Annotated in this window: 21 protein-coding genes, 1 tRNA gene and 4 pseudogenes; 12 read left to right on the forward strand and 14 right to left on the reverse strand. The window is 41.9% G+C overall.

The window, feature by feature from the left end; genetic code table 11:
* The first annotated feature begins 192 nt into the window (after positions 1 to 192).
* Together L2764_RS08245 and L2764_RS08250 are read left to right on the forward strand one after the other, a co-directional pair.
* A complete protein-coding gene (locus L2764_RS08245) occupies positions 193 to 1,080 on the forward strand; it encodes a LysR family transcriptional regulator (RefSeq protein WP_248939748.1) in 888 nt (295 codons plus the stop codon).
* Between the two features lie 47 nt (positions 1,081 to 1,127).
* Positions 1,128 to 1,463 (forward strand): alpha/beta fold hydrolase, encoded by a 336-nt coding sequence (locus tag L2764_RS08250; RefSeq protein WP_248939749.1) that lies wholly within the window; start codon positions 1,128 to 1,130, stop codon positions 1,461 to 1,463.
* Between the two features lie 125 nt (positions 1,464 to 1,588).
* Here L2764_RS08250 and L2764_RS08255 read toward each other — a convergent pair whose 3' ends face one another.
* Positions 1,589 to 1,822, reverse strand: coding sequence for a hypothetical protein (locus L2764_RS08255; protein WP_248939750.1), 234 nt, complete (start codon positions 1,820 to 1,822; stop codon positions 1,589 to 1,591).
* A gap of 407 nt (positions 1,823 to 2,229) precedes the next feature.
* Here L2764_RS08255 and L2764_RS08260 point away from each other — a divergent pair, with 407 nt between their 5' ends.
* Positions 2,230 to 2,895, forward strand: a complete 666-nt coding sequence (locus L2764_RS08260; RefSeq protein WP_248939751.1) for a DUF6058 family natural product biosynthesis protein — start codon at positions 2,230 to 2,232, stop codon at positions 2,893 to 2,895.
* Positions 2,896 to 3,277: 382 nt separating this feature from the next.
* Positions 3,278 to 4,069 (forward strand): DUF1295 domain-containing protein, encoded by a 792-nt coding sequence (locus L2764_RS08265; RefSeq protein ID WP_248939752.1) that lies wholly within the window; start codon positions 3,278 to 3,280, stop codon positions 4,067 to 4,069.
* A 5-nt stretch (positions 4,070 to 4,074) separates the two neighbouring features.
* Here L2764_RS08265 and L2764_RS08270 read toward each other — a convergent pair whose 3' ends face one another.
* The 3 genes from L2764_RS08270 to L2764_RS08280 all read right to left on the reverse strand — a co-directional run bounded on the left by L2764_RS08270 (position 4,075) and on the right by L2764_RS08280 (position 6,975).
* Positions 4,075 to 4,800 (reverse strand): alpha/beta fold hydrolase, encoded by a 726-nt coding sequence (locus L2764_RS08270; RefSeq protein WP_248939753.1) that lies wholly within the window; start codon positions 4,798 to 4,800, stop codon positions 4,075 to 4,077.
* Positions 4,801 to 4,871: 71 nt separating this feature from the next.
* Positions 4,872 to 5,936 carry a potassium channel family protein gene (locus L2764_RS08275; protein ID WP_248939754.1) on the reverse strand — a complete coding sequence of 355 codons (1,065 nt, stop codon included), beginning with the start codon at positions 5,934 to 5,936 and terminating at the stop codon, positions 4,872 to 4,874.
* A 487-nt stretch (positions 5,937 to 6,423) separates the two neighbouring features.
* Complete coding sequence (locus L2764_RS08280) at positions 6,424 to 6,975, reverse strand: MgtC/SapB family protein (RefSeq protein WP_248939755.1); 552 nt, start codon at positions 6,973 to 6,975, stop codon at positions 6,424 to 6,426.
* A gap of 483 nt (positions 6,976 to 7,458) precedes the next feature.
* Here L2764_RS08280 and astE point away from each other — a divergent pair, with 483 nt between their 5' ends.
* The 7 genes and pseudogenes from astE (at position 7,459) to L2764_RS08310 (ending at position 14,186) form a co-directional block, all read left to right on the forward strand.
* Entirely contained in the window at positions 7,459 to 8,523 is a 1,065-nt protein-coding gene (gene astE, locus L2764_RS08285; RefSeq protein WP_248939756.1) for a succinylglutamate desuccinylase, read from the forward strand.
* Between the two features lie 178 nt (positions 8,524 to 8,701).
* On the forward strand, positions 8,702 to 9,880 hold the full coding sequence (locus L2764_RS08290; RefSeq protein ID WP_248939757.1) for a thiamine pyrophosphate-dependent dehydrogenase E1 component subunit alpha: 1,179 nt from the start codon (positions 8,702 to 8,704) through the stop codon (positions 9,878 to 9,880).
* Between the two features lie 2 nt (positions 9,881 to 9,882).
* The gene (locus L2764_RS08295; RefSeq protein WP_248939766.1) at positions 9,883 to 10,860 is read left to right on the forward strand and encodes an alpha-ketoacid dehydrogenase subunit beta; all 978 of its coding nucleotides are present in this window, start codon (positions 9,883 to 9,885) and stop codon (positions 10,858 to 10,860) included.
* A 9-nt stretch (positions 10,861 to 10,869) separates the two neighbouring features.
* Complete coding sequence (locus L2764_RS08300; protein ID WP_248939758.1) at positions 10,870 to 12,519, forward strand: dihydrolipoyllysine-residue acetyltransferase; 1,650 nt, start codon at positions 10,870 to 10,872, stop codon at positions 12,517 to 12,519.
* A gap of 265 nt (positions 12,520 to 12,784) precedes the next feature.
* Positions 12,785 to 13,753 (forward strand): annotated as a pseudogene (nadA, locus tag L2764_RS08305) (quinolinate synthase NadA); the annotation flags it as partial.
* Positions 13,742 to 13,852 (forward strand): annotated as a pseudogene (locus L2764_RS28590) (quinolinate synthase NadA); the annotation flags it as partial. The pseudogenes nadA and L2764_RS28590, both read left to right, overlap by 12 nt.
* A 244-nt stretch (positions 13,853 to 14,096) precedes the next feature.
* Positions 14,097 to 14,186, forward strand: a tRNA-Ser gene (locus L2764_RS08310).
* Positions 14,187 to 14,188: 2 nt separating this feature from the next.
* Here the strand turns inward: L2764_RS08310 and L2764_RS08315 are convergent.
* The 9 genes and pseudogenes from L2764_RS08315 to L2764_RS08350 all read right to left on the reverse strand — a co-directional run bounded on the left by L2764_RS08315 (position 14,189) and on the right by L2764_RS08350 (position 19,262).
* A complete protein-coding gene (locus L2764_RS08315; RefSeq protein ID WP_248939767.1) occupies positions 14,189 to 14,917 on the reverse strand; it encodes a site-specific integrase in 729 nt (242 codons plus the stop codon).
* A gap of 159 nt (positions 14,918 to 15,076) precedes the next feature.
* Positions 15,077 to 15,325 (reverse strand): annotated as a pseudogene (locus L2764_RS28180) (tyrosine-type recombinase/integrase); the annotation flags it as partial.
* A gap of 10 nt (positions 15,326 to 15,335) precedes the next feature.
* Complete coding sequence (locus L2764_RS08320) at positions 15,336 to 15,485, reverse strand: Arm DNA-binding domain-containing protein (RefSeq protein ID WP_283106950.1); 150 nt, start codon at positions 15,483 to 15,485, stop codon at positions 15,336 to 15,338.
* Between the two features lie 4 nt (positions 15,486 to 15,489).
* Positions 15,490 to 15,699, reverse strand: a complete 210-nt coding sequence (xisR, locus tag L2764_RS08325) for an excisionase family protein (RefSeq protein ID WP_248939760.1) — start codon at positions 15,697 to 15,699, stop codon at positions 15,490 to 15,492.
* 48 nt (positions 15,700 to 15,747) lie between these two features.
* Entirely contained in the window at positions 15,748 to 16,251 is a 504-nt protein-coding gene (locus L2764_RS08330; protein WP_312018347.1) for a single-stranded DNA-binding protein, read from the reverse strand.
* A 196-nt stretch (positions 16,252 to 16,447) separates the two neighbouring features.
* A complete protein-coding gene (locus L2764_RS08335; protein ID WP_248939761.1) occupies positions 16,448 to 16,810 on the reverse strand; it encodes a hypothetical protein in 363 nt (120 codons plus the stop codon).
* A 5-nt stretch (positions 16,811 to 16,815) separates the two neighbouring features.
* Positions 16,816 to 17,748 (reverse strand): RecT family recombinase, encoded by a 933-nt coding sequence (locus tag L2764_RS08340; protein WP_248939762.1) that lies wholly within the window; start codon positions 17,746 to 17,748, stop codon positions 16,816 to 16,818.
* On the reverse strand, positions 17,745 to 18,929 hold the full coding sequence (locus L2764_RS08345; protein WP_248939763.1) for a PD-(D/E)XK nuclease-like domain-containing protein: 1,185 nt from the start codon (positions 18,927 to 18,929) through the stop codon (positions 17,745 to 17,747). The genes L2764_RS08340 and L2764_RS08345 overlap by 4 nt, the downstream gene beginning before the upstream one ends.
* 9 nt (positions 18,930 to 18,938) lie before the next feature.
* Positions 18,939 to 19,262 (reverse strand): hypothetical protein, encoded by a 324-nt coding sequence (locus L2764_RS08350; RefSeq protein ID WP_248939764.1) that lies wholly within the window; start codon positions 19,260 to 19,262, stop codon positions 18,939 to 18,941.
* Positions 19,263 to 20,097: 835 nt separating this feature from the next.
* Between L2764_RS08350 and L2764_RS08355 the strand changes: the two genes are divergently transcribed.
* Positions 20,098 to 20,391, forward strand: coding sequence for a hypothetical protein (locus tag L2764_RS08355; RefSeq protein ID WP_248939765.1), 294 nt, complete (start codon positions 20,098 to 20,100; stop codon positions 20,389 to 20,391).
* A 224-nt stretch (positions 20,392 to 20,615) separates the two neighbouring features.
* Here the strand turns inward: L2764_RS08355 and L2764_RS08360 are convergent.
* Positions 20,616 to 20,723: pseudogene (locus L2764_RS08360) on the reverse strand (IS30-like element ISVsa7 family transposase); the annotation flags it as partial.

A 20,723-nucleotide genomic window follows, 5' to 3' on the forward strand; every position in this document is an offset into this window, starting at 1 on the left:
AAGAGAGCGCTATATTCGCTATTCGATAACCCATATATTATAATTTATTTCCCTCCAGTTGATAATATGGCAATATCGAAAAACATTACGTCCCAGCAGGACTAAATAGTACCATGGGATGCATGAAAAAGTAGAATGAGTCGCTGGCGTTTAAAGCGATAGAGATTCGAATCAATAAGGGGGTAAATCAGTATGGACTGGCATAAGTGTGGGCAGAGTTTCATTCAAATAGTTGAGGATCAGAGTTTTACTAAAGCGGCGACTAACCTGTATACCTCAAGTTCTTCCCTGAGTAAGCATATTAATTGGTTAGAAGAGCAATTAGGTGTTCAACTCTTGCAACGTACCACTCGTAAGCTTGATTTAACGGTGGAGGGGGAATATTTTTATGAACAAGCTAAGTTATTACTCAATGATTGGGAAGATCTTAAAGAAAAAGTGCGTAGTCAAAGTAATGAGCCCCGTGGGATATTAACGATAGGTATTTCTGTTATTTTCAGTAATTTGTATATTGCACCATTATTACCTTCTCTTTTAGCACTTTATCCAGAGCTTAAGATTAATGTTAGGACGTTAACTTACCCACTTTTGCATAATGTTGATCACCTTGACCTTTATTTTAGCCATAAATCGCCAGACTTTTTCTCTGTGAATATGGATCACCATGTGATTGGTCAGGCCTATTTGAAGATGTTTGCTTCACCGGATTACTTACTGAAAAATGGGACACCAAAAACACTGGAAGATTTGTCGACTCATAACTGTTTAATGAGTACAGGGAGTGACAGCCCCCATGCTTGGGAGTTTGAAAAGGGTGGTTCAATTCAAGTTACAGGCAATTTTATGTCTGATAATAGTAGTACCTTAGTGAAAGCCGCTGTGGCAGGGTTAGGGATCGTTTTCACCAGTCCCTTGGCGTTTAATGATGAACTTGAAGGTGCCTTAGTGCCTGTGTTACCCGAGCACCATTCTCGGGCTTGGACGATTTATGCGTATTATCCCAAATTGAAAACATTGCCGTTTAAAACGCAATCATTCTTGAATTATGTTGAAGATAAATTGAGAAGTGCATTGAAATAGTCTAAAGGTTTTTTATACCCATTTATGCTGTTTATGTTTAGGAGAAAATGATGACGTTAAATGTGTTGTTTATTCCAGGGCTTGGTGGTGATCCACTTATGTGGGAAGGGGTGGCGAATGATATGTTACTAAAGGTACAGCTGCATTATGCTGCCGTATTAAAGGGGGAGGGTGTTGCCGATCTTGCTCGTACTATTTTAATGGATGCACCCGATAGGTTTGTTGTTATTGGTTTTTCTTTAGGTGGCTGGGTTGCAATGAAGCTTGCTAGAATTGCCAAAGAAAGAAAGGGTATTGGGATTAGGACTGATAAGTACGACAGACGGTACTACGTCAAATCAAACGATAGCAGCAATGAAGGTATCACAAAAGCGAATTTATGAATAAGGTTTGGATAGTGTGATCCAACAGTCTCTTACTTATTATTTTACTGAGTCAGATCTCAAGCGTGGCGCGATGATTGAGACTTATAAGGCAATGATGTCAAGGGTCGGAGCTGAGGCCTGCATTAAGCAATATCAACTCGTTGACAGAAATCGGTATACCATGGATTGATATCCTTGCCTTGGTTAATGTACTGAACCACTTCATTAGACATAAATACACCATGTTGAGTGACTGTCATTTCTATGGCATAGATGCCTTTGATGAGATGAGTAATTTCGCTTGTCGCTAAATAGTTGGCATAAATGCCACCTTGTTGAGTGAGCAACGATAAAGGTATTATAATAAGTATTATCAATCTCTTGGGTTTGTTTTATGAGTCTTTGTGTGCCAACCTCAAATGAAAATGTGCCTGCTCTTAAGCCGCTACTTTTTCCATGGTCAATTAAATCAGGAATGAATATGTCATAATTTTTGAGTTGAGCCGAATGGGCGAAATCAAAATAATTTAAATGTGAATCACCACAGCCATGTAAAAAACCAGTAAGGTATGCCAGTTTTGTTTGCATGTGAGTGCAAATAAGTCGTAATGTGCAGTTTTAATGTAAGATTCGCTTATCATCATTTTTGTTTTGACATTGAATTGGATATGATGAGTATAGTGCTTACCTTTAAATACTGTTATGACATGTCCCTATAGTATCCTTAAGGGCATCATTTAATTTTAAAGATAAGCTTCACTCAAGTTCTGATTGGAATAATAAAATGGAATTACTTAATTATCTCAACACGCACTTTTTATCTGAACAAGCCATATTAAAAGAAGCGAATATAACTTTTGAGACACTTGAGCATTATCAGTCGCTGGGGATAATGCCCAAGGCGTCTTACCGATTAAATGTGACGTTACACTGCGATTCATTTTTTGGTTCCAAGGATGATACTCAACATTTGCGTTTTTATGCGACGGGCTATGTGTCTTGGTTGAAGTTGGTGGGAGCATTATTTGCTTCAAGTGTGATGGATCCTGATATGAACCATAAAGATGAGGTCTATGCTGTTTTTATGGTGCGTTACACTCAGACAATTAATAAACTTAAAGGGTTAGGTCACACATCAAACTCACCAAAAATTAATTCAGGGTTACATCAGCATATCGAGCAAGAGTGGATACATTTTTTAGACGGTACATATGGTTTATGTACGCTTTCAGGCTTGCCAGAAGATATAGCTGCAAAAGAGTTTGCTATTATTGAAATTAATGAACTTTCTTTGCTGGGCACATTAACAGTACCGCAAACGGTACAGCTCACCAGAGCGGTTAACTTATTAGATGATGCGAGCGCGTTATTTGCCCCTCATGAAAGAGAAAGAAGTACTCGCCAACGTTTAGTGAATGATATGAGAGAAAAATATCAATTATCAGCTTAGTCTTTCTGTTATACCCATTAATCATTCACTATGCTTATACCAATTCCAGTATATAGATGCTCAATTCAGAGCCTCTCAGGCTTTTCAATTTAAGGCGCATTGATTGATAAATGGTTATTCCCTTTAAAATGAATGCAACGCCGAAGTGAAATGCCTGAGAGGTTCACCTAGTGCGGGTTTCAACATACTTTATGCTACGTTAGATGCTTTCGGTATAGAATAAATATTAGCTTCAATCATCCGCGACCGCCATGGATGGCGGGACTGTCTGTTAATGCAGGAGCAATTAACGACCTTGCCTACAGTATGTTGAACTCCCGCTGAAAGATCACTTATATACTAGAATTGGTATTACTATAGGGTTTAATTGATTGAGAAAGTTATGGTTGAAAGCATTGTACTGTCTTGGTTATTGGTTGCAGGTTTAATGTTCTTGGCATGGTGTATTGGATTATTGAGCCGAAACCCGAGTGTGATTGATGTGTTTTGGCCGATCGCGATCCTCTTTGCCAGTTTGATGTTAAGTGGGGGGATCGCAACAGGGGTAGTATCAAGGTTATTGCAGTTATTACTGCTTATTTGGGCTGTTCGTTTAGCGGGGTATTTATTGTTTAAACGAGTGTTACATCGTCATGTGGATAAGCGTTATATCTATCTGAGTGACGCTTGGAGTGGCTCGAACCAGTTTGGTTTCTTTATCAATTTTCAGTTACAAGGTGTACTTGCTGTTGTTATTGCGATGCCTTTTTTGTTTATCGATCACCATTTATCATTGAATGTATTAAATGGGTTAGCCATCATTATCATTATCATCGGAATAATGGCTGAGAGTGTAGCAGACACTCAACTGATCAATGCAAAAGATCAAGCCATTACAGTCTGCAATACTGGCTTATGGCAATATTCAAGGCACCCTAATTACTTTTTTGAATGCCTGATTTGGTTGGGTTTTGGTTTAGCGGGCTGGAGTGCAAGTTTGCCGTCGAGTCTACGTGATGAGAGCATATTGCATTTTTCTTGGTTAAGTTTACTTTCACCTGTTTTACTCTTGTTTATTATATTAAAAATAACCATCCCCTTGACTGAAAAATTATCGATACAAGCGAAAGGGGCTGCGTATCGTCAATATCAACAACACACCTCAATGTTTATTCCTCTACCGCCTAAAAAATGATAAGTCTATGCATTAGCTTGGGATGTGATGATGGCGTTTAATTTTTCACTTAATAAACTGGGGTTTGAGAGCATAGCGCAATGATCAACATTGAGTCTATCAATGCTGCCTTTTAATTTTTTTGCGAACAAATTGGCTGTTTCAAGTGAAATACGTTGGTCTCGTTCACAGATAATATAATGTTTTTCAATGGCTAATTTTGCAGGGGTGGATTGGACAGGATCAAGAAAAGGGTTAAAAGGCTCAGGTGTTAATTTGTTAAAATACAATTTTGCGTGAGTTTCATTAATATCGGTAAAATAATACTTATGTGCATAATGATGATCGATATTCAGAGCATTATCAACAGATTGTGAGGCAAGCTGCGCATATTCCTGTGCATGTGCTGGGGAGATAATATCCATAATACTTTCTCCTTGATTGAGCACAAAACCAGCGATATAAATTAATCGAGTCACTTGGGAGTGTGCTTTAGCAAGATCGCCGAGGAGCATGCCCGCATTAGAGTGACCAATAAGCGTTAGTTCTTGCCACGCTAGAGCCTTAATTGCGTTTGAAACGGCATCTAAATAATCTTGCCGTGTTATGTGTGCCAGTGGGGTGTTGTCTTCTCCATGACCAGGAAGATCGATGCTATAGCATTCATGCCCCAATAAAGAGAGGGCTGATGAGACTTGAGCCCAACACCAAGCTCCCTGTGCACCGCCGTGAATGAATAAGATATTGGCCATTGTCTCTCCCTAAAGTCTTATCCGTTAAGTTAAGCAACCTCATTGAGGTTGCTTAAGATTAATGATAATCCCTAGTCAGTAAAATGCCAGTTTACTTCGGATGCTAAAATGCGTTCAGAGGCAATATAGTGAATAAAATGTCCTGACGTTAATTGGCGCTCTGCGGGGGGGTTGAGCTCGACATCATCACCAGACATCATGGTTGAAATCGCAATGAGCGTCGCATTATTGTCATTCTTCATTTGCTGCCATAATTGTCCAACAGTACAAGAGTCGACGTTTTCAGGGATCCTGAATGAAAACTGGGTGGCACCAGTTTGCGGGTTCAATAAATGGCTTATGACCCTTGATGAACCCGGATCTTGCATTGAGCGAGCAAGCAATTCTGCTGAGCGATTACTGCCTGATTCGATATTGGGGCAATGCTTATCCAGTAATGCTGCGTTTTGCTCATCATTGAAATAGGCGACGATATGGCAGCTTGGTTTGACGCGAGGGGCGATGGCTAATGCGGCCATTAAGGTTTGATCGTCGGTTTCGCCATAAATAATGACTCGGTTGGCTTGATCCACCGCAATACGGCTTAATGCTTCTTCATTAGAGAAAGAGAGCATTTTCGCAAAATCCACTTGATCATTATCAGGATAAGGGTGGATGAGATTGTCATCGTTGACACCAATGAGAATTTGCCCATTTTGTCTGCGTTTATCCGATAAAATACAATCAATGAGTTTACGGGTTCCTTTAGGGTGCCAACCGATAATAATGACATGATTGTTGTAATGTGAAAAATTTCTCATACCGTTGATATTCCGTTCAATTAATGCTTTTGCAGTGGCAATAAGTTTGGCCAAGACGGAACCAAAAATGCCGATGCTGGCAGGAATTTGGTACCACGCGACAAATTGTTGTCCGCCGGTTGTGATGGGAGACATATCACCGAAGCCGACGGTGCTGCCCACAACCGACATGAAGTAGAAAAATTGGGGCAGTTGCACCAATTGTTGCTCGCCTAATGCGCTGAGTGCTATCCAACAAATAAAATAATGCAGGATTGAACCTAGGAGTAGAGAGGGCCAACTGATTTTATGTAAGTGTACTGAGCATAAAAGATAAATACGTCTAAATAGGAACATTATAAGATTATCCGTATCACATGTGTTGAGAGGGTATTGTCCATTTTATCGATCTCTTTTAGTTATTATGGCTCACAAAGCGGGGGAGTTTAGATATAACATTATGCTTATAGTCCAAAATTTTGTAAACCACTGATAAAGAAGGACGCTGGGAAGTGGACTTGATTGTTGACTGGTTTAGATAAATATCATTTAGATTGAAATGGTTACAATATATTTACGCTATTTACCCACATTGATTACACCCTGAAATAAGCATAATACTCATGATGATCTCAACGAAACGGATCATTTTTGTGGGTTATTGATACAAGACGGAGCGTGTGTGGTGTCGTTATTCTCGACTTGGGTGCAAATGTCGTTCTCCCTTTCTCATCCATGGGGTCGTACTTGCGCCCAGCGCCTAACTTATTTAACCATTAGTGGGTCGTTGGCTCAACGCTTGCCACAGACAGCAACGACACCATGGGTTCACGGGCCGATTGATTCACTGAGGCTGTTTATTAATTTTTTCGATTTTATCCAGTGGCACTGAATGTGGAAAAGCAGTGGCGTTGTCATCGATGGCTGCGATAGAGGCCGTTTGTGTTTTGTGCTCAGAGCCAGAGAAGAGATAAGAGAGAAAGACAATGACGGTCATGCCAAAACCAATAATGTACATGTTGATGCCAATGGCCATGCCGATGACTGCTGCAGCCCATAAGGTTGCGGCGGCTGAGATCCCTCGCACGGCATTATTTCTATCTTGAAAAATGAGTCCGGCGCCTAAGAAACCAATGCCTGTCACCACACCCGCAATAATGTTAAAGGTATAGTCGACTTGATAGATATAGTAGAGATGGATCGCGATTTCACTGAATCCACAGGCACTTAAGGCGGTTATGCCAAAAATGCGAATACCATTGGGATGCGTTTTTCTGACTGAAAACCCGATAATTCCGCCTAATATTGAGGCCACTGCAATTTTAAAGAGGTAAATCACTTCAATCATGTCAAATACTGGGGTGAGGTTTTGCAGCTCTGAGGAGACAGCAGGCATTAGAAGGTCCTTTTTTGAGGATGGCTTAACCCTGTATTGAGTCTATTGAGCCAGATGAGAGTTTACTCTGTGGCGTGAGTGGCTAGAATATCGCAAGGCAATTTTCATGACTATTTGAATTGTTTGGTCGTTTTATCCACTAAGATGGATTTATTTTACGCGATCATTGTTTGTTTGATGGGTTTATTATGTGTTTTTTATGTTTAATAAAGTGCTGTAAAGTTTGATATACAGATTTGCTAATGAGAGAAAACAGATGTAAAGTCAGTTGCTTTGTTGATGACTGACAAGGTTAATAGCGTTACCTGAATGATTTAATCTGTTTAATGGGGCTCAATATGACGGTGAAACAACCTAGAACCCCATTATGAAAGCCGATTTTATGTTGGAAGACTATTTTGAGTAACAGATGGTTGAGAAACAGATGAGTCAGCTGTCATTGATCTACATTATTTTTACCTAGAGTATTATAAGGAATATTACGTGTTACATACTTTAATGGAGTCTAAAGATTTTCTGGCTTTTACGTTAGCCCAATCCAATACTGATGTAATGACCACTTCATTTTCATTTGAGTTAGGTCAACATACGCGGGTTGAGGTGTGGGATTGCGGTGTGATTGTCTTTGAACCTCATGGTGATACGAGTAAAGATATTGTCCTCTCATGTGCCGTCCACGGTAATGAAACGGCGCCCATCGAATTGTGTAATGACTTAATTAAGCGATTGTTACTGCAAACTATTCAGGCAGAGCAGCGATTAATGTTTCTCATCGGTAATCCTGAAGCGATAAAATTAAATCGTCGTTTTATTGATGAAAATTTGAATCGTTTGTTTAATGGCGGGCACTCAATCGGTGAGACTCAGAATCCTGAACGCGTCAGAGCGAAAGCCTTAGAGCAATATGTCGAGCGTTTTTATCTTAATCAAACTTATCAGAATCAAGTGATGAGTGGATCCATGCCTCGGCAGCGTATTCATTATGATTTACATACGGCCATTCGTGCGTCCAAACATGAAGAATTTGCTATTTATCCGTATTGCCCCGAAAAAAAATACAGTAGTGAGCAGATCATGTTTTTAGCCGGAGCGGGCATTGATACGATTTTATTTCATAATGAACCGACAACGACTTTTAGCTATTTTTCTTCTCATCACTTCCAAGCGGATGCTTTTACAGTAGAATTGGGTAAAGTTTATCCGATGGGACAAAATGACATGTCGCGTTTTTCGGCGTTGGATGAGCGACTTGTTGGCTTAATCACAGCAAACGATCTGCCTATTTTGCCTTTGGATATGAAGCGGGTGAATTTGTATCAAGTTGCCCGTTCGATTGATAAACGCTTTGAGGATTTTTGTTTTTCATTTGCTAATGATGTTGAAAACTTCACGGCTTTTCAGCGCGGAGAAGTACTGGCGACAGAAGGGGGAGAAGCGGTTATTGTTGAACACCCTATGGAAGTGATTGTGTTCCCCAATGCTAAGGTCCCCGTGGGTCAGCGCACCTTATTATGTTTGACGCCCGCCTCTGCTGATAATATTGAGTAGTGCAAAAGGGCTAATTGTAAACCATTATATACATAGTAAGGTGGGCTTAGTTATCATTTAATCGGCGACAAGTATTGATACACAGTTTACGTTAACGTAATGTTCTTCTCGCGTATGATAATAGACTGGCATTTGTATGGGTGAATGTACAGATGTGAGCAAATAACAAGAGCACAATATGAGCAACGCAAAAACCAAGACCGAAACGATCCATCGTGTCAGCTTTCTTGATAAAGACGCCATGTCGATCCCTATTCTTAAAATTCTCCAAGCCGATGGTACGGTTTACGATAAAGCCGTACTGCCGGTTATTGATCAAGCATTGGCTCGTAAAGTGCATGATACCTGTGTGTTTACCCGTGTACTCGATGAACGTATGTTGGGCGCACAGCGCCAAGGCCGCATTAGCTTTTACATGACCTGTACGGGGGAAGAAGCGGCGGTGATAGGCAGCGCAGCGGCGTTAGAAGCTGAAGATGTGATTTTAGCTCAGTACCGAGAGCATGCGGCTTTGCGTCATCGTGGTTTTACCACTGAGCAGTTTATGAATCAAATGTTCAGTAATGAAAAAGATTTAGGTAAAGGTCGTCAGATGCCTATCCATTATGGCACGGCGCAATTACATTATCAGACGGTGTCTTCGCCACTGGCGACCCAGATCCCCCAAGCCACAGGCGTCGCTTATGCGTTAAAAATGCAAGGCAAGCGCAATGTGGCGATTTGTTATTTTGGTGAAGGCGCGGCGTCGGAAGGTGATTTTCACGCGGGCTTAAATATGGCCGCAGTATTGAATGCGCCAGTGATTTTCTTTTGCCGTAATAACGGCTACGCGATTTCGACGCCGACGGAAGAGCAATATCAAGGCAATGGTATCGCCAGCAGAGGGGTGGGCTATGGGATGCATACCATTCGTGTGGATGGTAATGATATGCTGGCTGTGATGGCGGCGACCCAACAAGCGAGAGCGCATGCGATTCAACATAACGCGCCGGTTCTCATTGAAGCCATGACTTATCGCTTAGGCGCCCATTCATCATCTGATGATCCGTCTGGTTACCGCTCTAAAGAAGAAGAAGCGAAATGGCAACAGCATGATCCCGTGCAGCGTTATAAATTATGGTTGATTAATAAGGGCTGGCTTAAGGCTGATGAAGATACTCAACTCTATGAACATTATCGTCATGAAGTCTTATCTGAATTGAAACTGGCCGAAAAACGTCCGCAAGTGGGACTCGATTTTATGATTGAAGATGTGTTTGATAAGCCAACGCCACTGCTGAAGAAACAATTAGCTCACTTGAAGCAACATGTGAAAAAATACCCAAAAGCCTACCCTAAAAGTGCAGGAGAGCAATAATGATGGCTAAGATGAATATGTTACAAGCCATTAATTCAGCATTGATGGCTGAAATGGAAACAGACAAGAGCATGTTGGTGTTTGGTGAAGATGTGGGGCATTTCGGCGGTGTGTTTCGAGCCACATCAGGATTACAAGAAAAATTTGGCAAGCAGCGTTGTTTTAATACGCCATTAACAGAGCAGGGCATTGCAGGGTTTGCCAATGGTTTGGCGTCAAGTGGCATCACCACGGTGGCCGAAATTCAATTTGCCGATTATATTTTTCCGGCTTTTGATCAACTCGTCAACGAAACCGCGAAGTTTCGCTACCGCAGTGGTGCGCAATTTGATGTCGGTGGATTGACCTTGAGAACGCCTTACGGGGGGGGAATAGCGGGTGGGCATTATCATTCTCAATCACCTGAGGCTTATTTTACCCATACAGCAGGACTCAAAGTGGTGATCCCCAGAGATCCCTATCAAGCCAAAGGATTGTTATTAGCGTCCATTCGCGATAAGAACCCGGTGATCTTTTTTGAGCCGAAACGTTTGTATCGTGCATCCGTTGGAGAAGTGCCTAGTGATGATTATGAAATCGAAATTGGTAAAGCGGATGTGATGCAACAAGGCAGCGATATTACCTTATTAGCTTGGGGGGCTCAGATGGAAATCCTTCAACATGCCGCTGACTTAGCGGCTAAAGAAGGGGTATCAAGTGAGATCATCGACTTACGGACGTTAGCGCCTTGGGATGTGGATACTGTCGCGGCTTCGGTGAAAAAAACCGGACGATTATTGATTAATCATGAAGCGCCGTTGACGGGAGGCTTTGCGGGGGAAATTGCCGCGACCATTCAAGAAGAATGCTTCTTGTCTTTAGAATCACCGATTGCCCGTGTTTGTGGGCTCGACACACCTTATCCGCTTAATCATGAAAAAGAATATATGCCGGATGCGTTAAAGACCTTTGAAGCTATTATGGCTTCAGTGAAGTTTTAGGAGCTTGCAATGATTAAAGAATTTATTCTGCCGGATATTGGCGAAGGTGTGGTTGAGTGTGAGCTGGTTGAGTGGTTAGTCAAAGAAGGCGACAGAGTCATTGAAGATCAGCCCATTGCTGATGTGATGACCGATAAAGCCTTAGTACAAATTCCCGCCCCTCATGCCGGGATCATTAAACAGCTGCATTATGCAAAAGGCGACATTGCCAAGGTGCATGCGCCTTTATATTCTGTTGAAATGAATGAGAATGTGGCCGCTGAAGAGCTTGATTTTGTGGAAGAGGTGTCGTTAATTGAGGCCGTGAGTGAAGCTCCTGCTGTTGCAACGATTGCTGCCCCGCATATGGACAAGCCCCTATCGAGTGGGGTCTCTTGGCATATTGAAGAGTTCTTATTGCCGGATATCGGTGAAGGTATTGTGGAATGTGAGTTGGTCGAGTGGCTGGTGGAAGAAGGCGAGACGGTTGTTGAAGATCAGGCCGTTGCCGATGTGATGACAGATAAAGCCTTAGTGCAAATACCGGCAATGAAAAGTGGTCGAATTGCCACATTACATTACCGTAAAGGACAGTTAGCGAAAGTGCATGCGCCGTTATTTTCCATTGAAGTGGCCAGTGAAACCAGCACAGATGTTGCTGCTGACATTGTCGAGCAAGACGCTGAGCAAGACGTTAAGCAAGTCTCGACATCGTCTGAGAGTCAAGCCGTGCAGAGTGTGCAACGTCAGGCGCAAGGTAAAGCATTAGCGAGCCCCGCGGTCAGGCGTATGGCAAGGAGTTTAGATATTGATATTGCCAAGATCATGGGCAGTGGCAAAAATGGACGCGTGTATAAAGATGATATTAGTCGTCATCAACAAGCGTCGGTGGCGTCAATGACATCGGCTGAGAATAACCATCAGTCAGTGCCATCGGTTCAAGTAACCGCTGATGTCGCCTCTGTTGCCCCCGTTCAAGATAGAGTCGAGCCTATCCGCGGCGTGCGCGCCGTGATGGCGAAAATGATGATGGAGTCCGTGTCGACCATTCCGCATTTTACTTATTGTGATGAATTTGATCTCACCGCACTAGTGGCGCTGCGTGAAAGCATGAAAAAGAAGCACTCAACGGATGAGGTTAAACTCACCATGATGCCCTTTTTTATGAAAGCCCTGTCTCTGGCATTGAAAGATCACCCCGATTTGAACAGCCAAGTGAACAGTGATTGCAGCGAACAAACCTTTTTTGCTCGTCACAATATTGGCATGGCGGTGGATTCAGCGGTGGGTCTGCTGGTGCCTAATGTTAAGGATGTGCAAGATAAATCGATTTTAGCCATTGCGGCTGACATCACCCGTTTAACGACAGCGGCGCGCAGTGGACGAGTCCGTCCTGATGATTTGAAACACGGCACCATTTCGATTTCGAATATTGGCGCGTTAGGCGGCACCATTGCCACGCCTATTATCAATAAACCTGAAGTGGCGATTGTGGCCTTAGGTAAATTGCAAACCTTACCGCGTTTTAATGAACGAGGTGAAGTGGAAGCGCGTAAGATCATGCAAGTGAGCTGGTCTGGGGATCATCGTGTTATTGACGGCGGTACCATCGCGCGTTTCTGTAATTTGTGGAAACATTATTTAGAGCAACCACAAGAAATGTTACTCGCGATGCAGTGATGTAGAGTGATCCTCACGGGATGTTGGGGATCTTGTCGTCACATAATGGTCGGTGACAGTCAAAAATGCCACTTGGCATTTTTGACTGTTTGCAGATCGGCTTTGTTTTATTATCATTTTTAGCCTGAGTTTTATCCCTAAAAAGGGTATAAAATAGGTTCAGTATTCCGTATAATCCCGCTAATCTGTTAAGTACGTTGGATCCATAATGAGCCAGTTAGCCCCTATTGTTGAACCTATTCAGTATCCCTTTCCACCCAAACCTATGCCTTTATCTGATATTGAAAAAGCGGCAGCCAAAGCACGGATCAGGCAGTTGCTCATTGCAAAAGAAGCGGTGTTAGTCGCTCATTACTATACCGATCCTGAGATTCAAGCCTTAGCCGAAGCCACCGGCGGATGTGTCTCAGATTCGCTTGAAATGGCGCGATTTGGTCGCGATCATCCCGCCAAAACCTTGATTGTGGCTGGGGTGAAGTTTATGGGGGAAACGGCTAAAATATTAAGTCCTGAAAAAACGATTTTAATGCCGACACTTGACGCCACTTGCTCGTTGGACTTAGGCTGTCCGGCTGACAGTTTTAGTGCGTTTTGTGACGCGCATCCCGATCATACTGTGGTGGTGTATGCCAATACGTCTGCTGCGGTGAAAGCCCGAGCCGATTGGGTAGTGACCTCGAGTATCGCGCTTGAAATTGTCGAGCACTTAGACAGTGAAGGTAAAAAAATCATTTGGGGTCCAGACCGTCACTTAGGCAGTTATATTGCCAAAGAAACCGGCGCTGATATGTTAATGTGGCAGAGTGAGTGCATTGTCCATGATGAATTTAAAGCTAAGGCCTTACGTGAGCTAAAAGGGCAGTATCCCGATGCGGCAATATTAGTGCATCCTGAGTCACCTGCCAGTGTGGTCGCCCTTGCTGATGCGGTGGGCTCGACGAGCCAGTTGATTAAAGCGGCGCAAGTCATGGATAATGAGACGTTTATCGTGGCGACCGATAAAGGTATTTTTTATAAAATGCAGCAAGCCGCGCCGAGCAAAAATCTCATTGAAGCGCCAACAGGCGGTAATGGCGCCACGTGCCGCAGCTGCGCGCATTGTCCTTGGATGGCGATGAATGGTCTTCATGCCATCGAAAGTGCCCTTTTGGATGCGCTAGACGCCGCTGCAGAGACAGGCGCGATAACCGATGCTGTTAATGTTTCAGCTGTGACGGTGTCATCACATGAAATTTTTGTCGACGAAAGTCTGCGTTTAGAGGCCTTAAAGCCATTAGATCGCATGCTCAATTTTGCACAAACGCTCAATATGAAAGTCAAAGGTAACGCTTAATCCTTTATTCGCTGAGGCTTTTACGCTGCTTTAATGGCACGGAATAGACCATATTGAGGACAAAAGCACAGTATTTGATTAGCAAATGTGCAACCGATTGAAAGCAGTGTTTTTTAACTTGACCCTAGCGCTGATTTTGCGTAAAGTACGGCTCCGTTGGCAAGGGGTTATTACTCATATTATACATGAGTCTGACTGGTTACCTAAGAGTGACAAGCTCAACAACAAAAAGTGAATAAAAAATGGTGAGGTGTCTGAGTGGCTTAAGGAGCACGCCTGGAAAGTGTGTGATGGGTTAAACCATCCGAGGGTTCGAATCCCTCCCTCACCGCCATATTAAGTTAATGATGTATATCGATTTTTGAGTATTTCATTAAAACGTTGGTCTACTGGTGGTCTAATCGGATGTGAAAATCCAAACATTTGTGAGACCATCGACCCCATGGCGGGCGCTTCGTCCGTCATCCAAGTTCCATAGTGGTCATCTATCATTTTAGTCGAAGTATGCCCCATCTGGTTAGCAATCCATTCTTTCGGAACACCACGCGTTAATAACTGACTTGCAAAAGTATGCCTAGCTTGATTAGGTCCTCTGTATCGTACCCCCGCTTTTTTACAATGAGTCGAGAAGAATCGCTCTCGAAAAATTTTGTCACTTTGGATCGGTTTCTTTCTCAAACTATGATGAACTAGAAATTGACATCGTTCTGTCAACATTGTTTTATTGTCACGCTGTAATACATCAATTGCCACTATCGGCATATCTTGTACATTAATAAGTAGTTGTTCAATGACCCATCTTGCTTGATGCAGTAAATCGATGGTGCGTTCGCGAGATTTCTCTTTTGGGATTTTATAGCGTCCATTTACGTTTGCGCGACGAATGGTTAGGGTGTTTTTGCTTAGATCTATGTCATCGACTGCTATGGCTAATAATTCAGAAACAGATAACCCTGTCCAACATGCTAATTCAAATCCCAGTATTTCACTAACTCGTTTAGTTTCAAAAGTGGCAAGTTTTGCAATTTCTTCTTGCGTGAAAGGATCAGGTTTATCTTTTACCACGGTCAGATTTTGAATATGGATAATGGGATTAACACTTATAGCGTCATCGATAATGGCATCCCCAAGTACGCCGCGTAAAGGGATGAGTATTTCATTGATAGTTTTATTAGAGTAGGGTTGGTTTTTATCGTCATTATATAACTCAACATTTAACCAATGTTCTAGGCTGGATTTTTTTATCTCATCAATATAGTGATCTCCCCATTTAGGGCGAATATGGTTTTCTGATTTACTCTTGTACCCCCGATAGGTTTCGGGGGCGGTAGAGGCTAATTTAATGGCTAACCATCGATCGAGTGCGGTTGATATTGTCTCCCTGGCACTGACTCCTACGATGGTTTTTAATGCGTTTGAATTGGGAAACGTTTTAGCATAGTTGAATGAGCCTAATGCAATCTCATGAACAATGGTCGCTCTTTTACGTCAGGTTCGCACGAGTTAACAACAGGCCTTTCAGGGTTTCATTACGCTGTGTACCACGGTAAGAAAACCGGATCCTAATAGCCTTACCTCTAATTTCGATACCATCAAGCTTTTGTTCCTTGATGTACTGCTTAAGCTCATCCATTGTATTACCCCGCAGGCCTATAACTGTTTTCAAGCCATTCGTCGAATGCTTCAAAATGGTAGTAAATGACCCCGTCACCCGCTTTACGCCAATGATGACCTTCTTCAAGTAAAGGGCGTTTTTTCTTGAGTGCATCGTAAGTGATACCTTTTAATCTTTCGAGCATAACGGGCTTAACCCATCCAATTTTTACGCTGGTATTGTGAGTTTGCATGTTTTCACCTATATAGTTATGTTGATTAAAATAGTTATGTTGATTAAATTAAAATGGAACATCATCATCCCAATTGTCATCCAAGTCTGGCATTGGCCGTTGTTGGTATGGTTGGGATGCAGCCTGAGCATTTTTCTGCTTGGGAGCATAGGGTGATTGTTGTGAGTGTGGGTAACCTCCTTGTTGTGGGGCAGGTTGATGATGGTTTTGTTCACGACTGTCTAGCATTTGCATTTCGTGAGCGTTGATTTCAGTTTTATAGCGATCTTGCCCGGTATGTATATCTTTCCACTTGCTTGTCTGTAGCTTACCTTCAAGATAAACCTTGGATCCTTTGTTGAGATACTCTCCTGCGACTTCGGCTAAACGGCAATACATAATAATGTTGTGCCATTCGGTGCGCTCTTGCGGTTGGCCTTGCTGATCCTTCCATGTTTCACTAGTCGCCACAGTAAAGCTCGCGACAGGATTACCATTTGGCATGTAACGCACTTCGGGGGCTCTTCCTAAGTTACCTACGATGATGACTTTATTGACACCTGCCATGATGATTCCTTTTTAAATGGCTAAACGATTAACACTGTGTTGAATACCTATTGAACCCGTTTCCAACGAATTCCTTTTGCGATAACTTTCGATACCATCCGGCGTTCATAGCGAACGTCATTGATGAAACAAAATAGCTTAAAGATATTGATATACGGGTTAACCCAAAAGGCAACATGGGTTTTTACAATAGGCTTAGGTTTCATACGTCTACTTTCTCTTTTTTATTAAAATGCTCTAATTTGAGCGCAATAGTCTTGGCGTAGTCTGCTCGGCTTTGTATATTGACAGAATAGTGTTTATAGAAATCATCTGAATGCATACCTTGTTTCAGTTTGTCAGTCACGGCAATGAGGTTGCCTGTTCCTGATAGAAACTCTTTAAGCATGTTAAAACAATCTAAAGGGTTTTCTTGCTGAATACCTTTGAGAACGGCAGTTTGAATAAATATCAACTGATTGTGAAAGAACTCAGCATAAATAAGACGCTCGGTTGCTTGAGTGATCAACCATTCACGCTCAGCTTGATTATTTTCGATGTGGACTGCGTTATTTGTAGTTTTCATCGTCTCTATCCTTGGTGAAGATCGCGGTGAATTCGAGTGAATAGTTTTCCTAGCTCTTTTCGTTCTTCGGCTGAAATCTTGTGTGCTTTAACAGCTTCCGCTACTTGGGCTCCAGCATTGGTTAGTTCAGCTATTGTGGGGCTGTTTTCGATAGCTGTTTTTAATCCCTCATATTGATTGAGTTCTGGTTCAACCACGAGAGGCTCAGAAACTGGGATTTCGTTCGTGCTTGGCGTATTTAATATTTGGTTTAATGTCGAGGTCGCAGCTTTTTCCGGCTGAAGCCCTGGATTGATTTCACGCTCTTTTGAAGTCACGGGCTGAAGTTCATCGGTCGAATAGACGCCCATAATAACGGCGGGAGCATAAAGCCTTGCCCAATACTTCGTCGCTAGATAAGCGGCTTGTTGCTTAGGATTTGTTTTCCAAAGAGGCGAGTTTTTGGTGGTGATAGTAGATGGGTATAACGGTTCTCCCCATTGTATTTCAGTTTCTCCTGCAAGAGTTGCCCCGACACGAACCCAGCAATTAGGGCTGATTGTGGTACCTATGTTCACATTAACGCCTTTTTGAGCATTGGTCACAACACCAACACCTTCTCCCTCGATAGTCCAATCCCCACCGTATTCGTAATGAAAGCGACCTTGAATGGCTGTCGATGAGGAGATAACGGCATTTACCAATTGTGCTTCATATCCCAAGATCCCACTCACTAAGTGGGTTTTCTGCGCAACAATAAAAGGGTTCATTTTCCATTGGGCAGATTGCATGACAATAGCCATACAGTCAGAAGGTGAACCTTGGAGATGCACAGGCACTGTGACTTTGGCTTGGCTCATTAGCGTCGCAAGTTTATCCATCTGCTCCATCGCCTGTTGGTTGAGCACTAAATCAGTGGTGCTAGGCATTTCTTGATTACTCATTATTGAGGTGCTCATGCGACATGCTCCATTTGAATTTGATCTTCAAGTTGCTCAAGCTCTTCTTGCTCAAATTTATTAAGCTCGACGGTGACAGGCTCGTGAGTGTAGGCTGGCCAGATATTGCTTTGTAAGCAATGAGCCAGTTCTCGCATTGCTTTGCGGTACTTAAGGTAGCCAAGACGTTTAACATTGCTGTTTAGGATAATGGGAGCGGTGATCACAAAAGGGCGGCTTGATTCGATAACGAAGAACACAAATTCATCGGCTCCGGTAACATCGCTATAAAGCGCATCTTGAACGTGGTATCCCAGCTTTTTAGCTTTGGCACCAAAGAAGCGTGGATCGGCACTGGCATCTGATTTTAAGTCGACGATGAGGTTATCAATCTGATAATCAGGGCGGCATTTGATAATGAGGTTGGTTTCACTATCCCTTTTAAAGACGCTGCGCTCAGAAACGCCACCATGAGTGAGTGCTTGTGCTGTCGCATTTGATGCCAGGGATTGACGTAATATCGGCATGTCATCCCACTGCTCTTTGGTGAGTACAATTTGTCCTGCAGTATCGGCTTTATCTTTAAACTCATCCCACGCTTTACCGCGTCTTGTTTTTATTAACTCAGATTGACAAACGTAGCTTGAGTTAAAGAGGTGGGGCTCTAACACGACCGTGTGGATTGCGGAACCCATATCAAAGTAGGCTTTTTTAGGCTCAGGAATAATGCAATCAACGTATTTAGCTTGGTATTTTTGTGGGCATTCAATAAAGGTTTTGAGCTTGCTACAGCTAACACCAATACAGCCATGGTAAATATCGTTAGGTAAGTCATCAATAATCAGTGTTTCATTAATGGCTAACTTGTTTAGAGCGGTATTTAAACGCTCAATGGTCCATTTCGGATCCATGAACTGCTCAAACGGATCGACTTCTACTTCAGATGCTATTTCATTGCTGTCTTCGGTTTGAGGTTTAATAGCGTCTTCAAGCTTAGGTGCTTCTTCATTGGGTAACACATAAGGCTTAATGATGGCTTTTTTACGATAATGGCTACGAGTAAAGTCATTTTCTTCTAATAACTGCGTTGCTGGTGCTTCAGCTTCTTTAGGCGAGTTAGCATCAACAATATATTCGACGGTAAATAACTTTTTAGCGCGTGCCGTAGGGGTGAAGTTGACAGTAAATGCTTGAGTCTTCATGACTGGCTCCTATATTGGTTGTTCTTGATTGATTAATGAAGGCGCTAAATTGTTAGATATGTCGGCTAATTGCTTGTTGATAGCCATAATTAACATCAAGCTTTCGCCTGTTTGATAGAGAGAGACAATGAGTTGATTTATTTCATCAGATTCAAGTAGTTGCTCAACAACGGTTTCCATGCTGTGACCTTGAATTGTTTTACCTGTCGCAATAGCGGCTTCAATCCATTCGGCCTTGGTATCAATGGCCTCATTTAGCATTTCTTCCTGATGATTTCTGCTGGCACAAACATCGGTGCAATAGTCAGAAATTGAATTCATACTTCCAAACATAAAACCTCCTTGTGTTCGTTATTTAAGCAATTGATGTTTGTACGGCATATCAATTTGTATTAATAAATAAGGTGTATTCAATTACATATTTTTTAGCTTTTAATTTTCCTATCTATTCGTTATTCAGTCTGTTTTTAAATATGGTCACACAACTTTCCTGTTACTTTTTTAAGACTTATACATTAGTACTTACGGTCTATGTCGTGCTTGGTTGCCCGCCACAGTTGGATTAGGCGCTCCAGGCATTGCATTGTTTAGGGACGTCACACTTGCGTTGTTGGTAAAATGTTAATTTAAAAGAAGGTATTCTATTGAGTTTCGATGCTTAAATCGTTATTGTTGCGTGTTCATGTTTTTTATAACTACATGATGTTTATGCCTAACATTAGTTATTGAAGGCGTGTGAGCTTGGAAGTTAGGCGTAATGTGTAGTCTAAAGTTCTCTCCAAGATGGCCTGTTTGTTTCATATATGTTTCTTTAAACAGAAGGCTTGGAGAATGCGCTTTTAATTGTTATAAGAGGCTGGAAAGCCTTTTTTGTACACGTGGGCAGTGCATAGGGTTATCGTATCGAGATAAGAGACATGCGAAGTGTATTGAAAAAATTAAACGATATTCATTCCGTTGATGTGCTGTTGTAGGTTTAAACATGGTATTCGTGTCCTTGGTAAAATACAAGTAGAGCGTGTTGTATTTTTCGGTGTACAAAATGTACATCAATTATTACCGTTATGTACTTCAGTGTTAAATAAAAAGTACAAAATGTTGTTTTTAGGGTTTGTTATCGTTATAGTGATTTCTCTTTTTTGATAAAAAATAATAGATTGGGGGGCGGATGAATATCACAAATTCAGTTGGTTATAACTCAATTGAGTCTTTAAGGGCTGTTAAAGTTAGTAATGAAAGCAATGGGCAGTTAAATGACAGAGTGACTAAGTTAGAGTCTACATCAACAATTAGTATTAGTGATGAAGCTAAAAAGTTGTATCAGTTAAGCGTTCTTGCCGATAAGTCTTCTGATGTGGGGCCTTTAACTAATGGTAATGGCAATGAGCCTCCAAAAGTTAATATGGATAAGCTCTCAATAGCTGGAACATTAACAAATGGTAATGGTAATGAGCCACCATAGTTTAATATATTGCGTGAATATAATTTAGGGATGGATTAATTAAGGGAATGCATTAATGTGGGATTACCAATTATTTTTAAATGGAATTTATATTATTTTTGGCTACTTATTCTGTTGTTGTGTTTGGGCGTTGAAGGGATGCGAGTTTAAATCATCATTTTTTATTTGTTTTTCTACATGGGTGATTTGTAACACTATCATGCTGATTATAGAGTATGTATTGCCTAGATCTCAGCAATAAGCGACACACGTTTACCTGTTAAAAACTCATAAGGACTGAGAAAGTTTAACGCCTTTCTTGGCCTCATGTTAATTAAAAATTCAGCATTGGC

This window comes from Shewanella surugensis, from assembly GCF_023284005.1.
Lineage (GTDB): Bacteria > Pseudomonadota > Gammaproteobacteria > Enterobacterales > Shewanellaceae > Shewanella > Shewanella surugensis.

Bases quoted from the DNA above. Each gene is read 5' to 3' on its own strand.
- L2764_RS08345 (WP_248939763.1), bottom strand. From the start codon at position 18,929: ATGAAGACTCAAGCATTTACTGTCAACTTCACCCCTACGGCACGCGCT.
- xisR (WP_248939760.1), bottom strand. From the start codon at position 15,699: ATGCAAACTCACAATACCAGCGTAAAAATTGGATGGGTTAAGCCCGTT.
- L2764_RS08340 (WP_248939762.1), bottom strand. From the start codon at position 17,748: ATGAGCACCTCAATAATGAGTAATCAAGAAATGCCTAGCACCACTGAT.
- L2764_RS08300 (WP_248939758.1), top strand. From the start codon at position 10,870: ATGATTAAAGAATTTATTCTGCCGGATATTGGCGAAGGTGTGGTTGAG.
- L2764_RS08355 (WP_248939765.1), top strand. From the start codon at position 20,098: ATGAATATCACAAATTCAGTTGGTTATAACTCAATTGAGTCTTTAAGG.
- L2764_RS08260 (WP_248939751.1), top strand. From the start codon at position 2,230: ATGGAATTACTTAATTATCTCAACACGCACTTTTTATCTGAACAAGCC.
- L2764_RS08245 (WP_248939748.1), top strand. From the start codon at position 193: ATGGACTGGCATAAGTGTGGGCAGAGTTTCATTCAAATAGTTGAGGAT.
- L2764_RS08250 (WP_248939749.1), top strand. From the start codon at position 1,128: ATGATGACGTTAAATGTGTTGTTTATTCCAGGGCTTGGTGGTGATCCA.
- L2764_RS08335 (WP_248939761.1), bottom strand. From the start codon at position 16,810: ATGAAAACTACAAATAACGCAGTCCACATCGAAAATAATCAAGCTGAG.
- L2764_RS08290 (WP_248939757.1), top strand. From the start codon at position 8,702: ATGAGCAACGCAAAAACCAAGACCGAAACGATCCATCGTGTCAGCTTT.
- L2764_RS08295 (WP_248939766.1), top strand. From the start codon at position 9,883: ATGGCTAAGATGAATATGTTACAAGCCATTAATTCAGCATTGATGGCT.
- L2764_RS08275 (WP_248939754.1), bottom strand. From the start codon at position 5,936: ATGTTCCTATTTAGACGTATTTATCTTTTATGCTCAGTACACTTACAT.
- L2764_RS08265 (WP_248939752.1), top strand. From the start codon at position 3,278: ATGGTTGAAAGCATTGTACTGTCTTGGTTATTGGTTGCAGGTTTAATG.
- L2764_RS08270 (WP_248939753.1), bottom strand. From the start codon at position 4,800: ATGGCCAATATCTTATTCATTCACGGCGGTGCACAGGGAGCTTGGTGT.
- L2764_RS08280 (WP_248939755.1), bottom strand. From the start codon at position 6,975: ATGCCTGCTGTCTCCTCAGAGCTGCAAAACCTCACCCCAGTATTTGAC.
- L2764_RS08320 (WP_283106950.1), bottom strand. From the start codon at position 15,485: ATGGATGAGCTTAAGCAGTACATCAAGGAACAAAAGCTTGATGGTATC.
- L2764_RS08350 (WP_248939764.1), bottom strand. From the start codon at position 19,262: ATGTTTGGAAGTATGAATTCAATTTCTGACTATTGCACCGATGTTTGT.